This is a genomic window from Achromobacter sp., assembly GCF_057314935.1.
On record NZ_DBHKZA010000016.1, the window covers coordinates 30,239 to 52,687 of the forward strand.

Genomic DNA, 22,449 nt, shown 5'->3' on the forward strand with positions numbered 1-22,449 from the left:
CCTCGCGGACGCTTTACAGCGTACGCGCGATTTCCTTGATTTCAAAGACTTCCAGCTGGTCGCCCACCTGGATGTCGTTGTTGCCGCGCAGCGTAAGACCGCAATCGAAGCCCGACTTGACTTCCTTGACGTCGTCCTTGAAGCGGCGCAGCGATTCCAGATGCCCCGTCCAGTGAACCACGTTGTTGCGCAGCAGGCGTACCTGGGAGTCGCGACGCACGATGCCGTCAAGCACCATACAACCCGCGATGTTGCCGAGGCGCGAGATGCTGTAGACCTCGCGGATCTCGACCAGGCCGATGATTTCTTCTTTCTTCTCGGGCGCCAGCATGCCCGACATGGCTGCCTTCACTTCATCCACGGCGTCATAGATGATGTTGTAGTAGCGCACGTCGATGCCGTTGTTCTCGGCCAGCTTCTTGGCGCTTGCTTCCGCACGCACGTTGAAGCCGATCACGACCGCATTCGAGGCGATGGCCAGGTTGATGTCGGTTTCCGAGATGCCGCCGACAGCCGCGTGCACCACTTGCACACGGACTTCGTCGGTCGACAGCTTGACCAGCGACTGCACCAGCGCTTCCTGCGAACCCTGCACGTCGGTCTTGACGATAAGCGTAAGCGTTTGCGTGCCTTCGCCCAGGTTGTCGAACATCGATTCCAGCTTGGCGGCCTGTTGGCGGGCCAGCTTGACGTCGCGGAACTTGCCTTGGCGGAACAGCGCGATTTCGCGCGCCTTGCGCTCGTCGGACAGCGCCATCAGCTCGTCGCCGGCGGCGGGCACTTCGGTCAGACCCTGGATTTCCACCGGGATCGACGGGCCGGCCGATTGGATCGGCTTGCCGTTCTCGTCCAGCATGGCGCGGACGCGGCCGAAGCTTGCGCCGGCCAGCACCACGTCGCCGCGCTTGAGCGTGCCGCTCTGCACCAGGATCGTCGCGACCGGGCCACGGCCCTTGTCCAGACGGGCTTCGATGACCAGGCCCTTGGCGGCCGCTTCAACCGGTGCCTTCAATTCCAGCACTTCGGCTTGCAGCAGCACGTTTTCGAGCAGATCGTCGATGCCTTCGCCGGTCTTGGCGGACACGCCCACGAACGGCACGTCGCCACCGTATTCTTCCGGCACGACCTGTTCGGCAACCAGTTCCTGCTTGACGCGTTCCGGGTTGGCCGACGGCTTGTCGATCTTGGTCACGGCCACGACCATGGGCACGCCCGCAGCCTTGGCATGGTGGATGGCTTCACGCGTTTGCGGCATCACGCCGTCGTCGGAAGCCACCACCAGGATCACGATGTCGGTCGCCTTGGCGCCGCGGGCACGCATGGCGGTGAACGCCTCGTGGCCCGGGGTGTCAAGGAAGGTCACCATGCCGCGCTCGGTCTGAACGTGGTAGGCACCGATGTGCTGCGTAATGCCGCCGGCTTCGCCCGCGGCAACCTTGGCGCGGCGGATGTAATCCAGCAGCGAGGTCTTGCCGTGGTCGACGTGGCCCATGACGGTCACGACCGGAGCGCGCGGCAGCTGCTCGGCTTCGGAAACCGTGGCGGTTTCGTCCAGGAACGCTTCCGGGTCATCCAGCTTGGCGGCGATCGCCACGTGGCCCAGTTCCTCGACCACGATCATGGCCGTTTCCTGGTCCAGCACCTGGTTGATGGTGACCATCTGGCCCAGCTTCATCAATTGCTTGATGACCTCGGCGGCCTTGACGGACATCTTGTGGGCCAGGTCGGCCACGCTGATGGTTTCCGGCACGTGGACTTCGCGTGCAATGAATTCTTGCGGTGCCGGCTCGTTGCGGCGGTCGTTCTGCTGGTTGCGGCCACCACGGCCGCCGCCCTTGCCACCACCCTTGCCGCCTGCGCGCCAGCCATCACGGCTGGCCGGAGCGGCCGGCTTGTCGGCGGGCTTCTTGCGCGATGCGTCATCAGACCAGGTCGAAGCGACTTCGGCGGTCTTGATGGTCTTTTTCGCGCCGGGAGCGGCGGGCTTGGCGTCCTTCTTGGCACCAGGCGTGGCGCCCGGCTTGCCAGCCGGCTTGTGCAGCGTGCCCGAAATCGGCGCAGCCGCGGGGGCGGCGGGCGCCTCCGGTTCGGGCGCGCGCAGCACCTTGCGGGGACGGTTCAGCATTTCACGCAGCGCGGCGGCTTCAGCCTCGGCGGCACGGCGGGCCTCATCGCGGCCTGCCGACGTGGCGGAGGCGGCAAGCGGCGGGCCGGCGCGGCGGTTGTCGGCACGGTTGCCTACCCGGGCAGCAGGGGCTGCGGGCGTAGGCGCGGCCGGTGCGGGCGCGGCGGATTTGACGGGTTCGGACTTCGCAGCAGGCTGAGCCTGGGCGACAGGCGCGTTGGCCTGGGAGGAAGATGTTTCTGACTTATTAGCTAGCACAACGGGTTCCGGCTTGGCTTCTTCAGCCAGGGGCTCGGTGGATTCAGTCTTAACTTCGGGCTTGGCCTCTTCGGCCACGGGCTCGGCAGGAGCAGGCGCCGGCGTCGGTTCGGGTTCAGGCTGGGCCTGGACTTCGGGGGCTTTCGCCTCGACGGGGGCGGGCACTTCGGCCGCGACGGATTCAACAGGCGCGGGCGCTTCAACCGGCGCGGGCGCTTCTACAGCAACGGGCTCTTCCGCCTGGACGGGGGCCGGAGCCTCCGCTTCGACGGGAGTGGTCTCGCGAGGCTCGACCACGGCAGGAGCCTCGGGTGCAGCCGGCGCGGACACCTGCTGCTCGTCTTCGACGGAGGCTTCATCTTCGGCACGCGCGGACGCGGCCTGTTCCAGGGCGATTTCGGAGGGATCACGCTTGACGAACACGCGCTTCTTGCGCACTTCGACCTGAATCGTGCGCGAACGGCCGGTGGCGTCAGCCTGCCGGATTTCGGACGTCTGGCGGCGCGTCAGGGTGATCTTCTTGCCTTCGGTCGCGCCATGGGCGCGACGCAGCGATTCGAGCAATTTCGCCTTGTCGCTGTCGGTGACGGAATCGTCAACCGATTTGAGGTCAACGCCAGCCGAGCGCAGCTGATCCAGCAGCACATTGGCAGGCATTTTCAGCTCGGTAGCGAACTGGGCGACGGTGTTACTCGACATTAGGCTCTCTCTTCCCTATATGCAGCTATTACAAACAACGTGAACTTGCGGTGGATACATCCAGCACTACCCACCGCAGACCCGTGTCCTTTTGGTTATTCTTCGTCGAACCAATGGGCGCGGGCACGCATGATGAGGTCGCTGGCTTCCTGCTCGGTCAAGCCGGCGATTTCCGCCAGTTCGTCCGTTGCCAGTTCGGCCAGATCATCACGCGTATGCACTTGACGCTCGGCCAGCTTGCCAGCCAGTTCTTGCGTCATGCCTTCGAGTTCAAGCAAATCCTGTGCGGTCTCAAGGCGCTCTTCCTGGGCAATTGCCTCAGTCAGCAGCGCGTTGCGGGCACGGGCGCGCAATTCATTGATGGTGTCTTCGTCAAACGCTTCGATTTCCAGCAGTTCCTGCATGGGCACGTAAGCGATTTCCTCGATACCGGTGAAACCTTCGTCGATCAGGATGTCGGCGACTTCTTCATCGACGTCCAGCTTGCTCATGAACGTGGCGCGCAGGCCCGACCGCTCGACTTCCTGACGGTTCAGGCTTTCTTCCGGCGTCATGATGTTGATCTGCCAGCCGGTCAGTTCGGACGCCAGGCGCACGTTCTGACCCTTGGCGCCGATGGCCTTGGGCAGGTTTTCTTCGTCGACAACAACGTCCATCGCATGCTTGTCTTCATCAACGACGATCGATTCGACGTTGGCCGGCGCCAGAGCGCCAATGACAAACTGCGCGGGGTCTTCCGACCACAGCACGATATCGACCTGCTCGCCGCCCAGCTCGTTGCGAACCGCGGTTACACGCGAACCGCGCATGCCCACACACGTGCCGATGGGGTCGATACGCTTATCGTAAGCCACCACGGCGATCTTCGCACGCACGCCGGCATCGCGGGCGGCTGCCTTGATCTCCAGCAGGCCCTGTTCGATTTCCGGAACTTCGTTCTCGAACAACTGGCGAATGAACTCGGGCGAGGTGCGCGACAGGATCACTTGCTGGCCACGCGCGGCGTGGTCAACACGCAACACGAAAGCGCGGACGCGGTCGGCAACCCGGAGGTTTTCCTTCGGGATCATTTCGGAACGCGGCAGGCGCGCTTCGATCTTGCCCGTCTCGACAATGGCGTCGCCCTTGTCCATGCGCTTGATCGTTCCGGACACGATGGTTTCGCCACGGTCCAGGAAGTCGTTCAGCACCTGTTCGCGTTCGGCGTCACGGATCTTTTGCAGAATGGCCTGCTTGGCCGCCTGCGCGCCGATACGGCCGAATTCGATGGGCTCGAGCGGCTCTTCGATGTATTCGCCTTCCTGGATGCCAGGAACGATTTCCACTGCATCCGACAGCATTTCCTGCTTGTCGGGTTCTTGCAGCCCGGCTTCGTCCGGCACGACCAGCCAACGGCGGAAGCCCTCGTGATCGCCGGTTTCCCTATCGATGGCGACACGAATGTCCGCATCATCCTTGAAGCGCTTTTTCATGGCCGAGGCCAGCGCACTTTCCAGTGCACCGAACACGACGTCGCGCGTGACGTTCTTTTCACGCGCCAAGGCATCGACCAACAGAAGAATTTCGCGACTCATCGCTTTTTGCCCTTGAAATCCAGAACGGGATCCAGTTTTGCACGTTCGATGTCATCGACCGTGAAATTCAAAACCTGGACATCGTTCTTTTTTGCCTCAAATTCGAGACCGAACACGGTCTTGTGCATGCCAGCAGCGGCGTCGGAGGCGGCGGCGTCGGCTTCGGGCACAGTCAGCGTGCCGGAGAAGACCTTACGTCCGTCTAATGCCTCGCGCAGCTTGATTTCGATGCGCTCGCCAGCGAAACGGCGGAACTCGTTCTCGTTGCGCAGCGGGCGGTCAATGCCCGGCGAGCCGACTTCCAGCCGCTTGTAGTCGATGTTCTCGACTTCGAACACCCGCGACAATTGGCGAGACACCTGCTCACAGTCTTCGATGCGCACACCGCCGACCCGATCGATCGTCACGCGCAAAAGGCCCAGGGCGGCACGCTCGACGTCTACGAGTTCGAGGTCCATGCCGGCCAAAGCCTCTTCGGTCAATGCGAATAAATCAGCCATATACTCAAAAAAAATGGGCTGCACGCCCAGCCCACCGATATTGCGCAGAGCCCAGCCGCTTCCCTACTACACGTAAGGAGCAATGCTGGGCAGCGCCCTATATTGCGACCTAATTTGTGGATTGCGCCACGGGTTTCCCCCACACAGTCCCGCCCCAACCCGTCAATCCGGGCCCGACGGCACTTGGCGCAACGCCGATGCCAACTGCTCTTGCCTACCGCCTACTGCGCCCAGCCTACAGGCTGACTTGAAGCGCACACTCATGCGGCACAACGCTGGCTGCTGCCTGCCGTCATCGCTTGCTTGATTGCCTGCATTATTTGCCTGCGCCCTTGCTCGCGCCCTGCTTGCAGCCACGCCAAACGCCATTGCCACACAAAAAGCAATGACGCGAAGCCATGAAAACCATTGATTTTACCAGATAAACCGGAAAAACGCCTGATTCGTCACGGGCTTACGTTTATATGGGACACATCGGACCCGGCGACGCGCCCTGCGCGCCGCCTGACGGCGTTCAGCGGCCCTGACGGCCACGTCCGCCCATCACGCCAAGGCGCGACTCGTGGGCCGAAGCGCCACGCGGCTGCCAGTCATCGCCACGAGGCGAGGACGACGCCGAAGCGCTGCGCGGTGCGCGCGGCTTGCCGCCTGCACCCGGCCCCTTGCTGTTGCCGCCGCCACCTGCGCCGCGGGGCGAACCATCGGCCTTGCTGCCACGGCCGGCGCCTGCCGGCTTGCCGCCACGGCTGTTGCCGCCGCCCGCGCCCGCCGGCTTGTTGCCGCCAGGCTTGCGGCCCGAGGGCTTGCGGCCGCCACCACCCACCGGGGCTTCGGCCACATTGCCCACCGCGGCGTCAGCCGACGCCACACCGCCCGACGGACCATTGGCCGCTGCCGAACGCGGACCACGAGGCTTGCCGCCCGGTTTACCGCCTTGGTTACCCCCCGGCCTGCCGCCCTGCTTTCCACCCGGCCGGCCACCACTCGAGGATGCTGCCGAACGGCCGCCGCCAGGCTTGCCGCCCTTGCGATTGCCGCCCGCGCCTTCGGCCGCCAGCGGATGGCCGTTGGCATAGCCGCCCGCGATCATCAGGCCGGTGCCGAACGGATCCGACGGACACGCGGCCGTTTGGCCCGCGCTGCCCAGGCGGCCGCCTTGCAACTTGCCGCGGCGACCGATGCGCGCGCCGTTCATGCCGTTGCGGTCCATGGTGCCGAAGCCCGGAGGCAGCGCGCTGTCATGCGATTGCGGCTGCTTGGAGCGACGACGGTTGCCGCCGGATTCGTCGTCTTCACGCAACAGTCCCAACTGGACCATCAGCGCGGTGACCAGCGAACCATCCAATTCTTCCCAGCGGCCACGACGCAGCGTACGCGGCAGGACCACATCACCGAAACGGGTGCGGATCAGACGGCTGACCGTCACGCCGACCGCTTCGAACATGCGGCGGACTTCACGGTTGCGGCCTTCCTGCAAAGTCACGCGATACCAGCGGTTGCTGCCGTCGCCACCCAGGTAGTCCAGCGCGCCGAAAGCGGCCAGGCCGTCTTCGAGCTCGATGCCATCGACCAGCGACTGGCGCTGCGCCTCGTCCATTTCACCCAGCACACGGACCGCATATTCGCGCTCCGTGCCGTAACGGGGGTGCATGATCCGGTTGGCCATGTCGCCCGAGGTCGTGAAAATCAGCAGGCCTTCGGTATTCAAGTCCAGGCGGCCCACCGACAGCCACTTGCCCGTGCGCAGCTTGGGCAAGCGCGCAAAGACGCTGGCACGGCCGCCCGGGTCGTCGTGGCTGACGATTTCGCCGGCCGGCTTGTGATACAGGATCACGCGCGGCGGCTTTTTCGTATTCACGCGCATGATGGGCTTGCCGTTGACGCGGACTTGGTCGTTCGGCGCCACGCGCTGGCCGATATGGGCCGGCTCGCCGTTGACCGACACGCGGCCCGCGACGATCAATTCTTCCATTTCGCGGCGCGAACCGATACCGGCATCCGCCAGCACCTTGTGCAGCTTGGGCATGACCGAATCGCTATTCAGGTACTTGCCCAGGCGCTGCTCCATGCGGTCCGCGGAATCGAGGTACGCCAGGGCCTGCTCGGCTTCCTGCTCGCCACCGCGGGAGTCAGGCGACTCGACCGGAGCGGCGGCGGCCGCGGACTGCTGGCCCTCTGCCGCCGGCCCTTGCTCGGCCGGGGCGTCACCGCGGCGGCGGCGGAACGGCGTCCGCAGCTTGCGCCCGCGCCCACGGGCGCCAGCCTCACCTTCGGCTGCCGGCTCGCGCGCGGCGGAAGATTCCGGCTGACCGTTGGAAACGGTGTCATCCGAACGGGGATTGTCGTCCTGCATTGCTGTATTCGTTGTCACTGGGACAGCTCCGAATTTCAAACTTGGGTAGGCTTGCCGGGGGCAAGCTCGTCATCATCAGGGGACGCCGACTCACGGTCGGCGCCAGGCCGCTCCGGATCTGCCTCGCCCGGCGCCGCGGAGGCGGCATCGGGGTCGGGCCGAACACGTTCGTCAAGGCCGATGGCGGGCTCGTGCCCGGCGGCGCCAGGCGCTGCGTGATCGGTCTCGTCAATCGGTTCGGTCGGTTCCGCGTGTTTTGCGTTCTCGACACTTTCCTTTGCAGCACCGGCCTCTTTTACGTCGGCGGCCATATCGGAAATGTCGTTGCCGGCCCCTTCGTCGGGAAAACCGGACGGGGTCGGCGTATTGGACAAGCCTTCGGCTTGCTCCCGGACGGTGGGTTCGTCTGCGGGATCCGCGCCTTCTTCTGTGCGCGAAACGCTGGATTCTACGCTATCGCCCGGGGCTATGGGTGCATCGTGTTCCGAAACAGACAATTCCGCAACCGGGATATTGCCATTTTCATCCACTTCGGCCGGTGCGTCGACGGGGATTTCACCTTGCGCGCCTTCGATTTCGCCCCCGGCAGCCACCGTTGCGTCGTCCTGCGGAGCGGCTTCGGCCGGCGCGGCGCCCTCGCCCGTCAGCTGCTGCACTTCGCCCAGGTCCAGTCCGGCCAGCGCCGCGGCGGCTTGCGCCGATTCCAGCGGCGGCAGCTCATCCAGCGCCCGCAGGCCCAGATCGTCCAGGAACTGGCGCGTCGTGCCGAACAGGGCGGGACGCCCCGGCGCATCGCGGTGCCCGATGACCTCGATCCACCCCCGGTCCTCCAGCGCCTTCACGATTTGCGACGACACGGTGACGCCACGGATATCTTCGATGTCGCCACGCGTGACCGGTTGGCGCCAGGCCACGATCGCGAGGGTTTCCATCACGGCGCGCGAATACTTGGGCGGTTTTTCCGGACTCAGCCGCTCCAGGTAGCGCTGCATGTGCGGGCGGCTCTGGAACCGCCATCCACTTGCCAGCTGCACGAGCTCCAGGCCGCCATCGGCCCAATTGCTCTGCAGCGTCTCCAACAGCGCGCGCAGCTTGCTGTTGTCGAATTGTTCATCGTCCCCGAATAGCTTGCGCATATCGGACAGTTGCATCGGCTGCACCGCGCATAGCAGCGCGGTTTCCAGCACGAGTATTGCCTCGCTATCGTTCATCGACATTCAAATTCAAAAAGGGCTAACTTGCGCTAGGTTGAAAATAAGGTTAATATTCTTTTCTCAGACGCGGGGTGGAGCAGTCTGGCAGCTCGTCGGGCTCATAACCCGAAGGTCGTAGGTTCAAATCCTGCCCCCGCAACCAAATTGACGAAGGCCTGGCGAATGCGCCGGGCCTTTTTCATTTGTGTTTGCAAAATAAAAGCTTGCGAATTGCGCGCCGCCACCGCAACACGCGTTGCGTTCTCGTTCTGGGCGCGCGGCAAACCGAAAGCCAAGGCGCCAGCCGAATCAGCGGCCGCCAACCCCATGATGGACATCACGCCCGCACCCGCCGGCAGGGCCACCGTGAAAGTGGACCCGCTACAGACGGCGTTGGTTTGCGTAATGTTCACAAAATTCCTGTGATGATTGCCATGCGTGACGGACTGCGCGGCGGACATGCGCCAAAACAGCCGCACCGATCAAGATAGGGCGATATGCCTGCCCGACTTCCATCGCGGCAGACGCCTTGAGCAATTCTGGAAAAGCTGGCGTCACTCGCCAACAAGCCTGCGGGATCCGCCGGTAACCCAGCGCCATTCTCCCGCAGCGATCAGTATCAAGAACCCGGATCGTCAGGCATCGGATTCGGTATGGCGGCCAGTTGCCGCCCCCTGAATCCCATGCTCCCCCTCGCGCATACGAAGACCGGCTTCGCAATGCGTTGGCCAACCCCAGGCCGGACTTACGATTCTTAGATGTTTTCGACGACTACATGCTAGCGGACAACCGCCCGCCGCAAAATGGTTTGCTGGCAGAAAAGCGGGATCAAAGCGCCCCGCCCGCCAAAGCAATGCCCAAATTATACCGCCATAACTTCGAGCCTCAAGCCTGGGCACCCGCAGCCCGCGGGGTCAAGGCGACACGGCGGGCGGCGCCGCGGTCGCCGCAGCGGGTTTGTCCCAGGGCGCCGAACCCAGCCGTTCCACCAGAAAATCCAGCATCGAGCGCAGGATCAGCGGCATCTGGCGGCGCGACGCATACACGCCGTAAATCCCCAGCTCCTGCGGTTTGCACTGCGGCAGGATGGCCTTCAGGCGTCCTGCCGCCACATATTCGGCCGCATAGTAAGTGGGCAGCATGGCGATGCCCGCCCCCTCCAGCGCGGCACTCAACAGCACCGAGACCTCATTCGCACTGATATTGCCGCTGACCGGCACATCCACAGGCTGGCCGTCGCGCTCGAAGCGCCACAGGCTTTTGCCGAAATAGGAATGCGTCAGGCAGTTGCGCAAGGACAGGTCTTCGATGCGGGCAGGAACGCCTTCGCGCGCCAGGTATTCCGGCGATGCACACACCACCGAACGGCAGACGGCCAATTTTCGGGCGATCAGGTTGGGATCCAGGTCGTTGGTGATCCGCACAGCCAGGTCCACCCGCTCTTCCACCAGATTGACGGCGCGCTCGACCAGCATCAGATCCACCGACGTGCCAGGATGCAGCTTGACGTAATCGGTGACCGCGCTGGCCAGATGCCTCGAACCGAAGGACATGCTGGTCGTGATGCGCAAGAGGCCGCGTGGCGTGTCCTCAGGCGTGGAGACCGCGCTGCGCAGGTCACCCACCATGTCGAGCATCTGCCGGCATCGCGGCAAGGTTTCCGCGCCGGCGGGCGTGAGGCTGAGCCGGCGCGTCGTGCGGTGCAGCAAACGCACCCCCACCCACTGCTCCATCTCGGCCAGATACCGCGACACCATCGCTCGCGACATGTCCAGATGGACCGCCGCCGCCGACAGGCTTCCCCGGTCAGCGACTTCCACGAACACCTGCATGGCTTTCAGACGATCCATGATTGTCTCGGTTCTTGCATCAGACCGTACCGGTTATACCGTATTTCCGTGCAACATCCGTGCCCAAATAGCGACAAAGCGTCAGGCAGCCCAGCAACGGGAATGGGGTGGCAGCGTTCAGGCAGGCAGTTGCCCCAGGGCCTCGGAGACCTCGGCGCGCACCTTGTCCGCGTCCAGGCCGCGCAGGATATAGACCAGATGCGACGCGCGCTCATCGCCGGGCCATTGCGACAACATGCGCAGGGGATAAAGTTCGCCATGGACGCCATGCACCTCGCACGGCAGCGCCTCGCCCTCGAAGCAGACCAGCCCCTTCATCCGCAGCAGCCCTTGCCCGAAGCGCTCCTGGATACGCGACACGCCTGCCAGGAACGCCGCGCGCCCCAACGGCGACGATAGCGTCAGCGAGAAACTGGCGACCTGCGCATGACGGTCGGCCACCGGCCGCGCAAACGCTTGAAGCCAGCTCGCCAGCGCAACCCCGTCGCGTCGCAGCAACGCATCAGGGCCATCCCGCAAGACACCTGCCAACGGGGCGTCCTGACGCTGGACGCAACGCTGCGCTCCAGGATTGATGGCCATGACCGCCTGCTCCACTCGCCGCAATTGCGCCGCGTCCGCCAAGTCTGATTTGCTGAGCACAATGGTATCGGCCAGCGCCAATTGCCGCGACGCCTCGGCCTGTGTCGCCAATTGCGCTTCTCCGTGGCGCACATCCACCACCACAATCGCGCCGCGGTATGCGTACCGCTCGGACAGGAATCGGTCATGCTTGAGCATAAATAGGGTCGACGCGGGGTCCGCCAGGCCGCTGGTCTCAATCAGCACGCGCCGGAACGGCTTGATCCGCCGGCTTAGCGCCAGCATGAAAAGATCGCGCAACGCATCGACCACCGCGCCGCTGACCACACAGCACAGGCAGCCGCCCTCGATCAGCACGACATTGGCCGGCGCCAGGCGCACCAGATGATGGTCGACGCCGACGTCGCCGTACTCATTGACGATGACCAACGCGTCGGCGTAGGCCGGCTCGTGCAGCAAACGGTTAAGCAGCGTGGTCTTGCCGCTGCCCAGAAATCCCGAAATCACCGTCACGCCGATGCGCTTGTCCTCGTCCATGTCCTCTCACCCAACGGGCGCTACCCCGGATTCTGCGGCCGCTCCCACACCGGAAACGGATCCCTTATCGCCGCCAGCTCGCTGGCGGGCCGCGTCATTTCTTCCTGCGTCATCAAGCAGGCCTGCAGGCGCGCCCGCAATGCCGCCTCGTCCATGCCGATGCCGATCAGCACCAATTCCTGGCACCGGTCGCCATAAACCGGATCCCATTCCGACACGATCGCCGCGCGGGCCTGCGCATCCTCGGGCCACTGCTCGCGCGGCAGGGCGGCCCACCAGTATCCCACCGCGCCATGGCGCATGATCGGCCCTGCCTGTGACCACGACGCCGCATACCCCGGACGCGTCACCAGCCAGAAATAGCCTTTCGACCGCACCACGCCGGGCCATTCCTGATGAATGCAATCCCAGAAACGCTGCGGATGGAAGGGACGCCTGGCCCGGAACACGAAACTGCCTATGCCGTATTCCTGGCTTTCCGGAACGTGTTCGCCCCGCAGCTCCTTCAGCCAGCCCGGCGCCTGCGCCGCGGCTTCGAAATCGAACCGGCCCGTATCCAGCACGCTCGCCATCGGCACGCGACCGAACTCACTCTTCACGATTTCCGCGCGCGGATTCAAGCTGTGCAACATCGCTTCCAGGCGCGCAAGCTCCGCAGCCTCCACCAAGTCGGTCTTGTTCAAGACGATGACATCACAGAACTCCACCTGCTCGATCAGCAGATCGACCACGGTGCGCGCATCCTCGTCACCCAACGCTTCGCCACGCTCGGCCAGGCGATCCCTGCTGGAATAGTCCCGCAGGAAGTTGAAAGCATCCACCACCGTGACCATCGTGTCCAGCCGGGCGATATCGTCCAGACTGGCCCCGTCCTCGTCTCGGAAGGTGAAGGTCTCGGCAACCGGCAAAGGCTCGGAGATCCCTGTGGACTCAATCAGCAAGTAATCGAAACGCCCCTCGGCGGCCAGGCGGCGGATCTCGACGAGCAGATCTTCGCGGAGCGTGCAGCAGATGCACCCATTGCTCATCTCGACCAGCTTTTCGTCGGCGCGCGACAGCGCCGCGCCGCCTTCGCGCACCAGGCGCGCATCGATGTTGACCTCCGACATGTCATTGACGATGACCGCCACCCGGCGTCCCTCGCGGTTATTCAACACATGGTTGAGCAATGTCGTCTTTCCCGCCCCCAGAAACCCCGACAACACCGTCACCGGCAGGCGCCCCTCGCGCAAAGGTCTTGCCTCATCAATCCGCATCATCGCTTCGCTCCAAAATTAGAATGTTATTACATAACACTTCCAGCAGGAACAGCAACGGTGCATGCAAAGCGCCACCCAGGACAGGGCGTCGGCAATCAAGGCTTGGGACAATCCAGCGCGCGGGAATGGCGGCGCAGCGCTCTATTCAGAGGCGGCGGGTGGCGAAAAGCGCAGGGGTAACGCGAAAAACAAAAAGGGCCACCCACTTTCGTGAATGACCCTTGATGTTGTTCTGCGCTGATGCGCAAAACGGCGTCGGTATTGAATTCTTTTGGCTCCCCGAGCTGGGCTCGAACCAGCGACCTGCGGATTAACAGTCCGTCGCTCTACCGACTGAGCTATCGGGGATCTGCCAAGAACGTAATTATGACCTAAATTTTTAGCGCATGCAAATCGCGGTTTTTTTTATTAATTTTGGGCCGTTTGTTTCCCATCTCGAAAAAACTCTGATATGATTTCGGTCTTTCCAGATCAGGCCCCATAAACAGGGCAGCGAACTGGGAAGAACAGAGATGTTTTGCTTGCAGTTTCAGCATCGCCGAATTCAACACCGGCACGCAAGAATCGAAGCAAATGGTCTTGCCGGCATAGCTCAGTTGGTAGAGCAGCGCATTCGTAATGCGAAGGTCGTAGGTTCGACTCCTATTGCCGGCACCAAATTCTAAAAGCAGCCCTCTCGGGCTGCTTTTTTCATTTCCGCCCCCTCCCTTCTCTTGCAGGCGCCCGGTCACGGGAACTCCATCGGCCTGCCGCGCGTCCAACTTGCTGGATTTCCGTCAACACCAAGCGAAGACCGCCATGCGCATCCTACTCGTCGAAGACGACATCATGATCGGTGAAAGCGTATTGGACTGCCTGCGCGCGGAGCATTACGCCGTCGATTGGGTCAAGGACGGCAACGCCGCGGAACTGGCCCTGCGCACCGACACCTACGACCTGATCCTGTTGGACCTGGGCCTGCCCAAACGCGATGGCCTGACCTTGCTGCGCGACCTGCGCACGCGCAAGGACCGTACGCCGGTGCTCATCGCCACCGCGCGGGACGCCGTCAGCGACCGCATCGCCGGATTGGACGCGGGCGCAGACGATTACATCGTCAAACCCTACGACGTGGACGAACTGCTGGCCCGCATGCGCGCCCTGATCCGCCGCAGCGCCGGACGCGCCGAGCCGGTGTTTGAACACGATGGCATCACCATCGACCCGCAATCGCACGCGGCCATGGTGGACGGCACACCCGTTGCGCTGACCGCCCGCGAATGGGCGGTGCTGGAGCCCCTGATCGCCCGCCCCGGCATGATCTTTTCGCGCGCGCAACTGGAAGAAAAGCTCTATAGCTGGAAAGACAGCGTCAGCAGCAATGCCGTTGAGGTTTATATTCATGGCCTGCGCAAGAAACTGGGTCCGAACCTGATCCAGAACGTCAGAGGCGTCGGCTATGTCATTCCCAAAACATGAGCATCCGGCTTAGCTACTCGCTGAGAGCCCGTCTGCTTTTCTTCCTGCTGGCCGCCATCGCGGTCGGCGCATTGGTGCAAGGCGCAATTGCGTACCGCAGCACGCTGGCGCAAGCCGACGACATCTTCGATTCGCTGCTGCAACGCACGGCCCTGTCGCTGGGAACCGGCGACGGGTTGCTCAGCACCGGACCGACCCACTCCCGCGGCGCGGGCTCGCCCGTCGCTGACGACCTGATCATCCAGATCTGGACGCCGGACGGCCTGCGGGTTTTCAATTCGAGATCGCGCCGCCCCCTGCCCGACCAGATCGTGCTGGGGTTTTCCGACGCCCGGATGGAAGGCACGACGTACCGCGTGTATTCGCTGGCCACGCCGTTCCAGGTGATCCAGGTGGCGCAGGACATGGACGTGCGCAAGCACATGGCGCGCGCGCTTGCCCTGCGCACCATCGCCCCCATTGCGGCAGCCGCCCCCTTGCTGATGCTGATCATCTGGTGCGTGGTCAGCTGGTCGCTGCGCCCCGTCAAGCGCGCCCGCGCCCAGGTGGCGGCGCGGCAGCCTGAAGACCTGTCGCCCGTCAACGTGCAAGGCTTGCCCGACGAAATCCAACCGCTGATCCAGGAGCTGAACCTGCTGCTGGAACGCATGCGGGGCGCATTCGCCCAGCAGAAGCAGTTCGTGGGCGACGCGGCACATGAACTGCGCTCGCCGTTGGCCGCGCTGCGCCTGCAACTGCAGGCCTTGCAACGCGCCGGCTCCCCTGAAGGCCGCCAACTGGCCGAACAACGCCTGGCGGCGGGCATCGACCGCGCCACCCGCCTGGTCGAACAATTGCTGTCCATGGCCCGCCACGAAAGCGCCGCCGAACCCTCGCCTGCCGCCCCCGTGGACCTGGCCGACGTGCTGCGCCAGGCGCTGTCGGAAACCTTGCCCCAAGCCAACGCCAAATCGGTCAGCATCGACATGGACGGGGCGGCGGAAGCCTGGATTACCGGCCATCGCGACGCCTTGGTGCTGCTGGCGCGCAACCTGCTGGACAACGCCGTCAAGCACACGCCCGAGGGCAAGCACATCCGCCTGCATCTGGAGCAGGCGGCGAACAAGGCGTCGTTCATGATCGATGACGAAGGCGCTGGCATACCGCCCACCGAACGCGAGCGCGTGTTCGACCGTTTCTATCGCGCCGAAGGCAACACGCAGCACGGCAGCGGCCTGGGGCTGTCGATCGCCCGCGCCATCGCCGACCGCCACGGCGCCGAGATATCCCTGGAAGACGCGCCGGGCGGACAGGGGCTGCGCGCCCGGGTGACGTTCACCCGCCCGCAGAGTCCGGCAATTTAAGATTCACCTAAGTGTCAGGCCCGAAGATAGCGCCATGTCCTCAAACATGAACGCAGGAGCCGACATGAAGACCTCGCAACTGACCCCCTCGCGCCTGGTGCTGGCGCTGCTGGCCGCTGGCGCCATTGGCGGCGCCGGCGCAACCGCCGTGACCGGCGGCGTGTCGATGGCGGCCAACGCGCCGTCCGTCGCCACCGCCCCCCAGACGATCAATACCTCGAGCCCGCCCAATTTCGCGCAGATCACCCGCGACTTCGGACCCGCCGTCGTCAACATCAGCGTCAGCGGCACCCGCAAGGTGTCTGCGGACGACGATGATCCCTTTGCCCAGTTCTTCGGCCAGATCCCTGGATCCCGCGGCCGCATGCCCTCGCGCGAAGTGCCGATGCGCGGTGAAGGCTCGGGCTTCATCATCAGCAATGACGGCATCATCCTCACCAATGCGCACGTCGTGCAAGACGCCCGCGAAGTCACCGTCAAGCTGACCGACCGCCGCGAGTACAAGGCCAAGGTGCTGGGCGCGGATCCGCAGACCGACGTGGCCGTGCTCAAGATCGACGCCAAGAACCTGCCCGTGGTGAAGGTGGGCGACGTGAACCAGCTGCAAGTGGGCGAATGGGTGCTGGCCATCGGCTCGCCGTACGGCCTGGAAAACACTGCCACCGCAGGCATCGTCAGCGCCAAGGGGCGTTCGCTGCCCGACGACACGTCGGTCCCCTTCATCCAGACGGACGTGGCCGTCAACCCCGGCAATTCGGGCGGCCCGCTGTTCAACGACCGCGGCGAAGTCGTGGGCATCAACTCCCAGATCTACAGCCGCACCGGCGGATTCCAGGGCCTGTCGTTCTCGATCCCCATCGACGTGGCCTACAAGATCAAGGACCAGATCCTCGAGCACGGCAAAGTGCAGCATGCGCGGCTGGGCGTGACGGTGCAGGAAGTCAACCAGGACCTGGCCAACTCCTTCAAGCTGGACTCGCCGTCGGGCGCGCTGGTGTCGAGCGTCGAGAAAGGCAGCGCCGCCGACAAGGCCGGCCTGCAGCCGGGCGACGTGGTCCGCAAGATCGACGACAAGACCATCGTGTCCTCGGGCGATCTGGCGTCCCTGATCACGCTGGCCTCGCCGGGTGAAAAGATCAAGATGGATGTCTGGCGCGCCGGCGCCCCGAAGGAACTGGTGGCCACGCTGGGCGGCATCCCCAAGGACAAGACGCAGGCGTCGGCAGGCGACCAGGACGTGCAGCGCGGCCAATTGGGCCTGGCGCTGCGCCCGCTGAGCCCTCAGGAACAGCAGGCTTCGGGCACCGAGGGCTTGCTGATCGAGCGCGCGGCCGGCCCGGCCGCCAAGGCGGGCATCGAGCCCGGCGACGTGCTGCTGTCCTTGAATGGCGTGCCCGTGCACAACATCGGGCAAGTGAAGGACGCGCTGTCCAAGGCGGGCAAGACCGTTGCCCTGCTGGTTCAGCGCGGCGAAGACAAGATCTTCGTGCCGGTGCAGATCGGCTAAGCGATCCGCCGGGATTACTCCGCGTCGGGCTGCTTGCCCGGCGCGGCGTCCGCGAAAGCCGGCAGTTCGCGGCAGGCCGCGTCAATGCGCACCACGTTGGGCATCGCTGAGAGGTCGCACTCGAAGCGCTGCGCATTGGCCACCTGCGGCACCAGGCACAGGTCGGCGATGGTCGGCGTGTCGCCATGGCAGAAACGGCCCGTAGCGCTGGACCGCGCCAGTTGCGCCTCCAGCGCTTCCAACCCCTGATGCACCCAGTGCTTGTACCAGGCGTTCTTGGCGGCTTCGTCCACGCCCAGCGTGTGCTTCAGGTACTTCAACACGCGCAGGTTGTTCAGCGGGTGCGTGTCGCAAGCAATACCCAACGCCAGGTCGCGCACCCGCGCGCGGCCGAGGGCATCGGCCGGCAGCAGCGGCGCCTGGGGATGGGTTTCTTCCAGGTATTCGATGATGGCGAGCGATTGCCCGATGACGGCGTCGCCATCGATCAGCGTGGGCACCAGCGCCGTCGGGTTCAACTTGCGGTACCCCTCCGACAACTGCTGCCCGCCGTCCTTCAGCAGGTGCACCGGCAGGTATTCGTACGACAGGCCCTTCAGGTTCAGGGCGATGCGCACCCGGTACGCGGCCGAGCTGCGGAAATAGCTGTACAACTGCATGAAGTCTCCTCGATGTGCTGATGGCGCCGCGCGTGCGGCGCCTGTTTTTTTTCAGCGCCGCATGACGCCCGGCGCTATTCCAGCGATTCCGTCTGCGCGGCCTTGCGCGACAAGCCCTTGGGAAGCGGAAACGCCACATTCTCTTCCAGGCCGGGCATCGTGCGCACCGACACCGCGCCCAGTTCCTTGACGCGGTCGATCACCTGCTGCACCAGGATTTCGGGCGCCGACGCGCCCGCCGTCACGCCGATGCGCTTGCGGTCCACCAGCCAGGCCGGATCGATGGAATCGGCGCCGTCGATCAGGTAGGAGGCCACGCCCTTGCGCTCGGCCACTTCGCGCAGCCGGTTGGAATTCGAGCTGTTGGGGCTGCCCACGACCAGCACCAGGTCGCAATCGGGCGCCATCACCTTGACCGCGTCCTGGCGGTTCTGGGTGGCATAGCAGATATCGCTTTTCTTCGGCTCGACGATGCTGGGAAAGCGCGCCTTCAGCGCCTTCGAGACGGCCGCCGCGTCATCGACGGACAGGGTCGTCTGCGTGACGTAAGCCAGGTTTTCCGGGTCGTTGACTTCCAGCCCCGCGACGTCTTCCACGGTCTCGACCAGATACATGCCGCCTTGCGCCTGGCCCAGCGTTCCCTCGACTTCGGGGTGGCCCTTGTGGCCGATCATGATGATCTCGCGGCCAGCCGCGCGCATGCGGGCCACTTCGATATGGACCTTGGTGACCAGCGGGCAGGTCGCGTCGAATACCTGCAAGCCGCGCGACTCGGCTTCGGCACGCACCGCCTTGGACACGCCATGCGCCGAGAACACGACGATGGAACCCGAGGGCGCATCGTCCAGCTCGTCGATGAAGATCGCGCCCTTGGCGCGCAGGTCTTCCACCACATAGCGGTTATGGACGATCTCGTGGCGCACGTAGATCGGCGCGCCATGCAGTTCGATCGCGCGCTCGACGATGTCGATGGCGCGGTCCACGCCGGCACAGAAGCCGCGCGGCTGCGCCAGCAGGACTTCGGCGTCGGAGGCGGTAACGGCCTTGCTCATCAGAGGACTCCCAGCAGCGCCACGTCCACGCGCAAGCTGATGCCCGCGAGCGGGTGGTTGAAGTCGAACAGCGCCGACTCGTCGTTGATCTCTTTCAGGACGCCCGAATAACGGCCGCCGTTGGGCGCGGTGAATTCCACCAGGTCGCCCGGCTCGAAACCGGCGTCGGGGCCGGCGTGCTCGGCAAGCATTGCACGCGTGACGCGCTGGATCAGTTCGGGATTGCGTTCCCCGTAGGCGTCGGCCGGCTCCAGCGTGACGCTGAACCGCTCGCCTTCGGCATGCCCGATCAACGCGGCTTCCAGACCCGGCGCCCACTGGCCGCCGCCCATCTGCAGCGTGCCGGGCCGGCCGTCGAAGGTGTCGGCGAACACCGAATCCTTGCCGGGCCCCGAAGCCAGGGTGATCCGGTAATGCAGCGTTAGGTAGGAATCCTGACGGACAAAAACGTTCACTTCATTAGAGGCGATGCTCAAGATCTGCCACCGTATAGATATTGGATAAACCTTGATTTTAGAGCCTCTTATGAAATTGTCTGTGCGGCTGTCAAAACACGAGCGCCCCCGGGAGCGGCTGCTGCGTCATGGGGCCGGCGCGCTCCAGGATGCCGAGCTGCTTGCCGTCGCCCTGCGCACGGGCATTCCCGGGATGAACGTGGTGGACTTGTCCAACCGCCTGCTGGAGCGTTTTTCCGGCCTGCGAGGCCTTCTGGGCGCCACCCCCGAGGAATTGATGACCGTTTCCGGCCTGGGCGTGGCCAAATCCTGCACGCTTGCCGCCTTGCTGGAGCTGGCTCGCCGGGCCATCGAGGAAGACCTGACCCGCAGCAGCACCCTGCGCCATCCCGCTCAGGTGAAACAATATTGCATGACCGCCCTGGGGCATCGCCGGGTCGAGCACTGCATCGCCCTGTATCTGGACAACCAGTTGCGCGTGATCGCCACGGGCGAACTGGCGCGCGGGACGCTCTCGCAAGCGTCGGTCTACCCCCGCGAAGTGGTCCGCGAGGCCCTGCGCCACCATGCGGCGGCCCTGATCGTGGCCCATAACCACCCGTCCGGCCTGGCCGAAGCCAGCGCGGCCGACCGCGGCTTCACCCAGCAACTGAAGCAGGCCCTGGCGCTGGTGGACATCAAACTGCTGGACCACCTGATCGTCGCCGGCGCGGCGGTCGTCTCCATGGCGGAACTGGGCGGCTTGTAGCGCCGGCGGGGCAAGCCGGAATTCGTTAGACTACCGCCCTGAATTGCTTTAGGCTTTAACCTGTTCCGGCATCATCCGACCGCTCCCCGCCACCATGAAACGCCTGTGGGATATTTCCCCGCCCGTCTCCACGGCTTCGCCTGTCTTTCCCGGCGACACGCCGTACCGCCAGCAATGGAAGTGGTCGCTCACGCCCGGCTGTCCGGTCAATGTCAGTGAAATCACGCTGTCGCCGCACATCGGCGCGCATGCGGATGCGCCGCTGCATTACCAGAACGATGCCGCCGCCATCGGCGCGGTGTCGCTGGAACCGTTCCTGGGCCCCTGCCGCGTCATCCACGCGATTGATTGCGGCCCGCTGATCACCACCGACCACCTGGCCCATGCGGCCCTGAATCTGCCTCCCCGCGTGCTGGTGCGCACCGCCAAGCATGCGGCGCAACACTGGTGGACGGACGACTTCTCTGCCTACGCCCCCCAGACCATCGAATGGCTGGCTGAACGCGGCGTCATGCTGATCGGTCTGGATACCGCCAGCATCGACCCCGCGTCCAGCAAGACCCTGGACAGCCACCACACGATATTGCGGCACGACATGCGGGTACTGGAAAACCTGGTGCTCGATGATGTGCCCGAAGGCGATTACGAATTGATCGCCCTGCCGTTGGCGCTGGTCCAGGCCGATGCCAGCCCGGTGCGCGCCGTCTTGCGCGAACTGTAGGCTGGTCCGCTGGCCATTGGGCGGCCGGCCTGCCCTGGCCGCCCGTTTTCGACTAGGTTCGACCATGAGAATCGTTCCCCCTTACGCGCCCGGTTGGCGCGCGTTGCCCGCATCCGCCCGCCGTGCCGCCCCGCCCTGCCACGGAGGCCGAGCATGAGCTGCCCGCACCGCCCTGAAGACATCGTCCACGAGGAAAAAGCGCAGCTGGATTTCACGCGCGACATGACCTATGGCGACTATCTGCATCTGGACGAATTGCTGGGCGCGCAGCATCCGCTGTCGCCCGAGCACAACGAGATGCTGTTCATCATCCAGCACCAGACCAGCGAACTCTGGATGAAGCTGATGCTGCACGAGCTGCGCGCCGCCATCGCCAATGTGGCCGCCGACCGGCTGCAGCCCGCCTTCAAGATGCTGGCGCGCGTCAGCAAGATCATGGAGCAGCTGGTGCACGCCTGGGACGTGCTGGCGACCATGACGCCGCCCGAGTATTCCGCGCTGCGTCCGTATCTGGCGCGCTCCAGCGGCTTCCAGAGCTATCAGTACCGCCAGGTTGAATTCCTGCTGGGCAACAAGAACGCGGCCATGCTCAAGCCGCATGCGCACCGCGAAGACCTGCTGGCGCAGGTGCGCACCGCCTACGAGGCCCCCTCGCTGTATGACGAGGCGCTGCGCCTGCTGGCCCGCCACGGCGTGGCCGTGCCGGCAGACCGACTGGAGCGCGACTGGACGCAGCCGTACGAGTCCTCGGATGGCGTCGAGGCCGCCTGGCTGACCGTCTACCGCGACACTGACCGCTATTGGGACCTGTATCAGCTGGGCGAAAAGCTGACCGACCTGGAAGACGCGTTCCGCCTGTGGCGATTCCGCCACGTCACGACGGTCGAACGGGTCATCGGCTTCAAGCGCGGCACCGGCGGCACGTCCGGCGTCGATTACCTGCGGCGCATGCTGGACGTCGTGCTGTTCCCGGAGATCTGGAAGCTGCGTACCGAGCTCTAATTAATCTGTCCCCATATTGGATCCCGAAGGCGGGCCGAGCATGGCCGCCTTCGGCCGCTGGCGCATCGGGAATTTCCCATGCTAGAATTTGGGGTTACTTTTTGGATACGTGGCTAGAGTCTTCGCGTGGACGTTCTGTGTGAACGGTTTTTCGCGGTCTGGCTGGCGACCCTACAACTTTGAGAAAGACTCCTCGCGAGTCCTAGGAAAGCACCATGAAAGAAGGCATTCACCCCGAATACCGCGATGTCGTTTTCGCCGACCTGCAAACGGGCAACAAGTTCATCACCCGTTCGACCGTGCACACGCGCGAAACCGTCGAAATCGACGGCAAGACGTACCCGCTCTTCAAGTGCGACGTGACCTCCGAATCGCACCCGTTCTACACGGGCGCCCAAACGCGTATCGTCGAAACCGGCCGTGTGGAAAAGTTCCGCGCCCGCTTCGCCCGTACGGCTGGCACGGTCAAGTCCGCTTCCTGATCCTGTCGCTCCCGCGGGAGTCACAGCAAAAAGGCAGCCTCCGGGCTGCTTTTTTTTCCCCCCTAGCCGGCTTGTTGCGCGCTGGGGGCTGG

The 22,449-nt window shown here is 64.4% G+C and carries 19 protein-coding genes and 3 tRNA genes; 10 read left to right on the forward strand and 12 right to left on the reverse strand.

Translation table 11 applies throughout. The features are described 5' to 3' along the window. Positions 1–13: 13 nt before the first annotated feature. The 5 genes from infB to scpB all read right to left on the reverse strand — a co-directional run bounded on the left by infB (position 14) and on the right by scpB (position 8,720). Positions 14–3,082, reverse strand: a complete 3,069-nt coding sequence (infB, locus tag ACO6D5_RS08230; RefSeq protein ID WP_315529221.1) for a translation initiation factor IF-2 — start codon at positions 3,080–3,082, stop codon at positions 14–16. 95 nt (positions 3,083–3,177) lie between these two features. Beyond that, positions 3,178–4,656, reverse strand: coding sequence for a transcription termination factor NusA (gene nusA / locus ACO6D5_RS08235; RefSeq protein WP_006225085.1), 1,479 nt, complete (start codon positions 4,654–4,656; stop codon positions 3,178–3,180). After that, positions 4,653–5,156 (reverse strand): ribosome maturation factor RimP, encoded by a 504-nt coding sequence (rimP, locus tag ACO6D5_RS08240; protein ID WP_315529219.1) that lies wholly within the window; start codon positions 5,154–5,156, stop codon positions 4,653–4,655. Before rimP ends, nusA begins: the two co-directional genes overlap by 4 nt. 514 nt (positions 5,157–5,670) lie before the next feature. Beyond that, complete coding sequence (locus tag ACO6D5_RS08245; RefSeq protein WP_485825097.1) at positions 5,671–7,509, reverse strand: pseudouridine synthase; 1,839 nt, start codon at positions 7,507–7,509, stop codon at positions 5,671–5,673. Positions 7,510–7,544: 35 nt separating this feature from the next. Further along, positions 7,545–8,720 (reverse strand): SMC-Scp complex subunit ScpB, encoded by a 1,176-nt coding sequence (scpB, locus tag ACO6D5_RS08250; RefSeq protein WP_485825119.1) that lies wholly within the window; start codon positions 8,718–8,720, stop codon positions 7,545–7,547. Between the two features lie 68 nt (positions 8,721–8,788). On the opposite strand from scpB, the gene ACO6D5_RS08255 reads away from it, so the two are divergent. Both ACO6D5_RS08255 and ACO6D5_RS08260 read left to right on the forward strand, forming a co-directional pair. After that, positions 8,789–8,865: transfer RNA gene (locus tag ACO6D5_RS08255), tRNA-Met, on the forward strand. Between the two features lie 2 nt (positions 8,866–8,867). Next, positions 8,868–9,128 (forward strand): hypothetical protein, encoded by a 261-nt coding sequence (locus tag ACO6D5_RS08260; protein WP_485825098.1) that lies wholly within the window; start codon positions 8,868–8,870, stop codon positions 9,126–9,128. 488 nt (positions 9,129–9,616) lie between these two features. Here ACO6D5_RS08260 and ACO6D5_RS08265 read toward each other — a convergent pair whose 3' ends face one another. The 4 genes from ACO6D5_RS08265 to ACO6D5_RS08280 all read right to left on the reverse strand — a co-directional run bounded on the left by ACO6D5_RS08265 (position 9,617) and on the right by ACO6D5_RS08280 (position 13,278). Continuing rightward, on the reverse strand, positions 9,617–10,552 hold the full coding sequence (locus ACO6D5_RS08265; protein WP_485825099.1) for a LysR family transcriptional regulator: 936 nt from the start codon (positions 10,550–10,552) through the stop codon (positions 9,617–9,619). Positions 10,553–10,669: 117 nt separating this feature from the next. Continuing rightward, positions 10,670–11,671 carry a CobW family GTP-binding protein gene (locus ACO6D5_RS08270; protein WP_485825100.1) on the reverse strand — a complete coding sequence of 334 codons (1,002 nt, stop codon included), beginning with the start codon at positions 11,669–11,671 and terminating at the stop codon, positions 10,670–10,672. Between the two features lie 20 nt (positions 11,672–11,691). Then, a complete protein-coding gene (gene zigA, locus ACO6D5_RS08275) occupies positions 11,692–12,930 on the reverse strand; it encodes a zinc metallochaperone GTPase ZigA (protein WP_485825101.1) in 1,239 nt (412 codons plus the stop codon). Positions 12,931–13,202: 272 nt separating this feature from the next. Next, positions 13,203–13,278: transfer RNA gene (locus ACO6D5_RS08280), tRNA-Asn, on the reverse strand. Between the two features lie 233 nt (positions 13,279–13,511). On the opposite strand from ACO6D5_RS08280, the gene ACO6D5_RS08285 reads away from it, so the two are divergent. The 4 genes from ACO6D5_RS08285 to ACO6D5_RS08300 all read left to right on the forward strand — a co-directional run bounded on the left by ACO6D5_RS08285 (position 13,512) and on the right by ACO6D5_RS08300 (position 17,238). Continuing rightward, positions 13,512–13,587 (forward strand) — tRNA-Thr (locus ACO6D5_RS08285). A gap of 141 nt (positions 13,588–13,728) precedes the next feature. After that, positions 13,729–14,388, forward strand: a complete 660-nt coding sequence (locus ACO6D5_RS08290; protein ID WP_315529211.1) for a response regulator — start codon at positions 13,729–13,731, stop codon at positions 14,386–14,388. Next, positions 14,385–15,731: an ATP-binding protein gene (locus ACO6D5_RS08295; RefSeq protein WP_315529210.1), complete on the forward strand. Its 1,347-nt coding sequence runs from the start codon at positions 14,385–14,387 to the stop codon at positions 15,729–15,731. The genes ACO6D5_RS08290 and ACO6D5_RS08295 overlap by 4 nt, the downstream gene beginning before the upstream one ends. 64 nt (positions 15,732–15,795) lie before the next feature. After that, complete coding sequence (locus ACO6D5_RS08300; RefSeq protein WP_485825102.1) at positions 15,796–17,238, forward strand: DegQ family serine endoprotease; 1,443 nt, start codon at positions 15,796–15,798, stop codon at positions 17,236–17,238. Between the two features lie 14 nt (positions 17,239–17,252). Here the strand turns inward: ACO6D5_RS08300 and maiA are convergent, their stop codons facing one another. The 3 genes from maiA to ACO6D5_RS08315 all read right to left on the reverse strand — a co-directional run bounded on the left by maiA (position 17,253) and on the right by ACO6D5_RS08315 (position 19,425). Further along, on the reverse strand, positions 17,253–17,897 hold the full coding sequence (gene maiA, locus ACO6D5_RS08305) for a maleylacetoacetate isomerase (RefSeq protein ID WP_315529207.1): 645 nt from the start codon (positions 17,895–17,897) through the stop codon (positions 17,253–17,255). A 74-nt stretch (positions 17,898–17,971) separates the two neighbouring features. Next, positions 17,972–18,949 (reverse strand): 4-hydroxy-3-methylbut-2-enyl diphosphate reductase, encoded by a 978-nt coding sequence (gene ispH, locus ACO6D5_RS08310; protein ID WP_006225096.1) that lies wholly within the window; start codon positions 18,947–18,949, stop codon positions 17,972–17,974. After that, positions 18,949–19,425: an FKBP-type peptidyl-prolyl cis-trans isomerase gene (locus tag ACO6D5_RS08315; RefSeq protein ID WP_088590201.1), complete on the reverse strand. Its 477-nt coding sequence runs from the start codon at positions 19,423–19,425 to the stop codon at positions 18,949–18,951. Before ACO6D5_RS08315 ends, ispH begins: the two co-directional genes overlap by 1 nt. Positions 19,426–19,474: 49 nt before the next feature. Here ACO6D5_RS08315 and radC point away from each other — a divergent pair, with 49 nt between their 5' ends. The 4 genes from radC (at position 19,475) to ACO6D5_RS08335 (ending at position 22,357) form a co-directional block, all read left to right on the forward strand. Continuing rightward, the gene (gene radC, locus ACO6D5_RS08320; protein WP_485825103.1) at positions 19,475–20,152 is read left to right on the forward strand and encodes a RadC family protein; all 678 of its coding nucleotides are present in this window, start codon (positions 19,475–19,477) and stop codon (positions 20,150–20,152) included. A gap of 94 nt (positions 20,153–20,246) precedes the next feature. Next, the gene (kynB, locus tag ACO6D5_RS08325; protein ID WP_315529205.1) at positions 20,247–20,873 is read left to right on the forward strand and encodes an arylformamidase; all 627 of its coding nucleotides are present in this window, start codon (positions 20,247–20,249) and stop codon (positions 20,871–20,873) included. A 153-nt stretch (positions 20,874–21,026) separates the two neighbouring features. After that, positions 21,027–21,875: a tryptophan 2,3-dioxygenase gene (kynA, locus tag ACO6D5_RS08330; RefSeq protein ID WP_315529204.1), complete on the forward strand. Its 849-nt coding sequence runs from the start codon at positions 21,027–21,029 to the stop codon at positions 21,873–21,875. A 215-nt stretch (positions 21,876–22,090) separates the two neighbouring features. Beyond that, on the forward strand, positions 22,091–22,357 hold the full coding sequence (locus tag ACO6D5_RS08335) for a type B 50S ribosomal protein L31 (protein ID WP_006225101.1): 267 nt from the start codon (positions 22,091–22,093) through the stop codon (positions 22,355–22,357). The last annotated feature ends 92 nt before the right edge of the window (positions 22,358–22,449 follow it).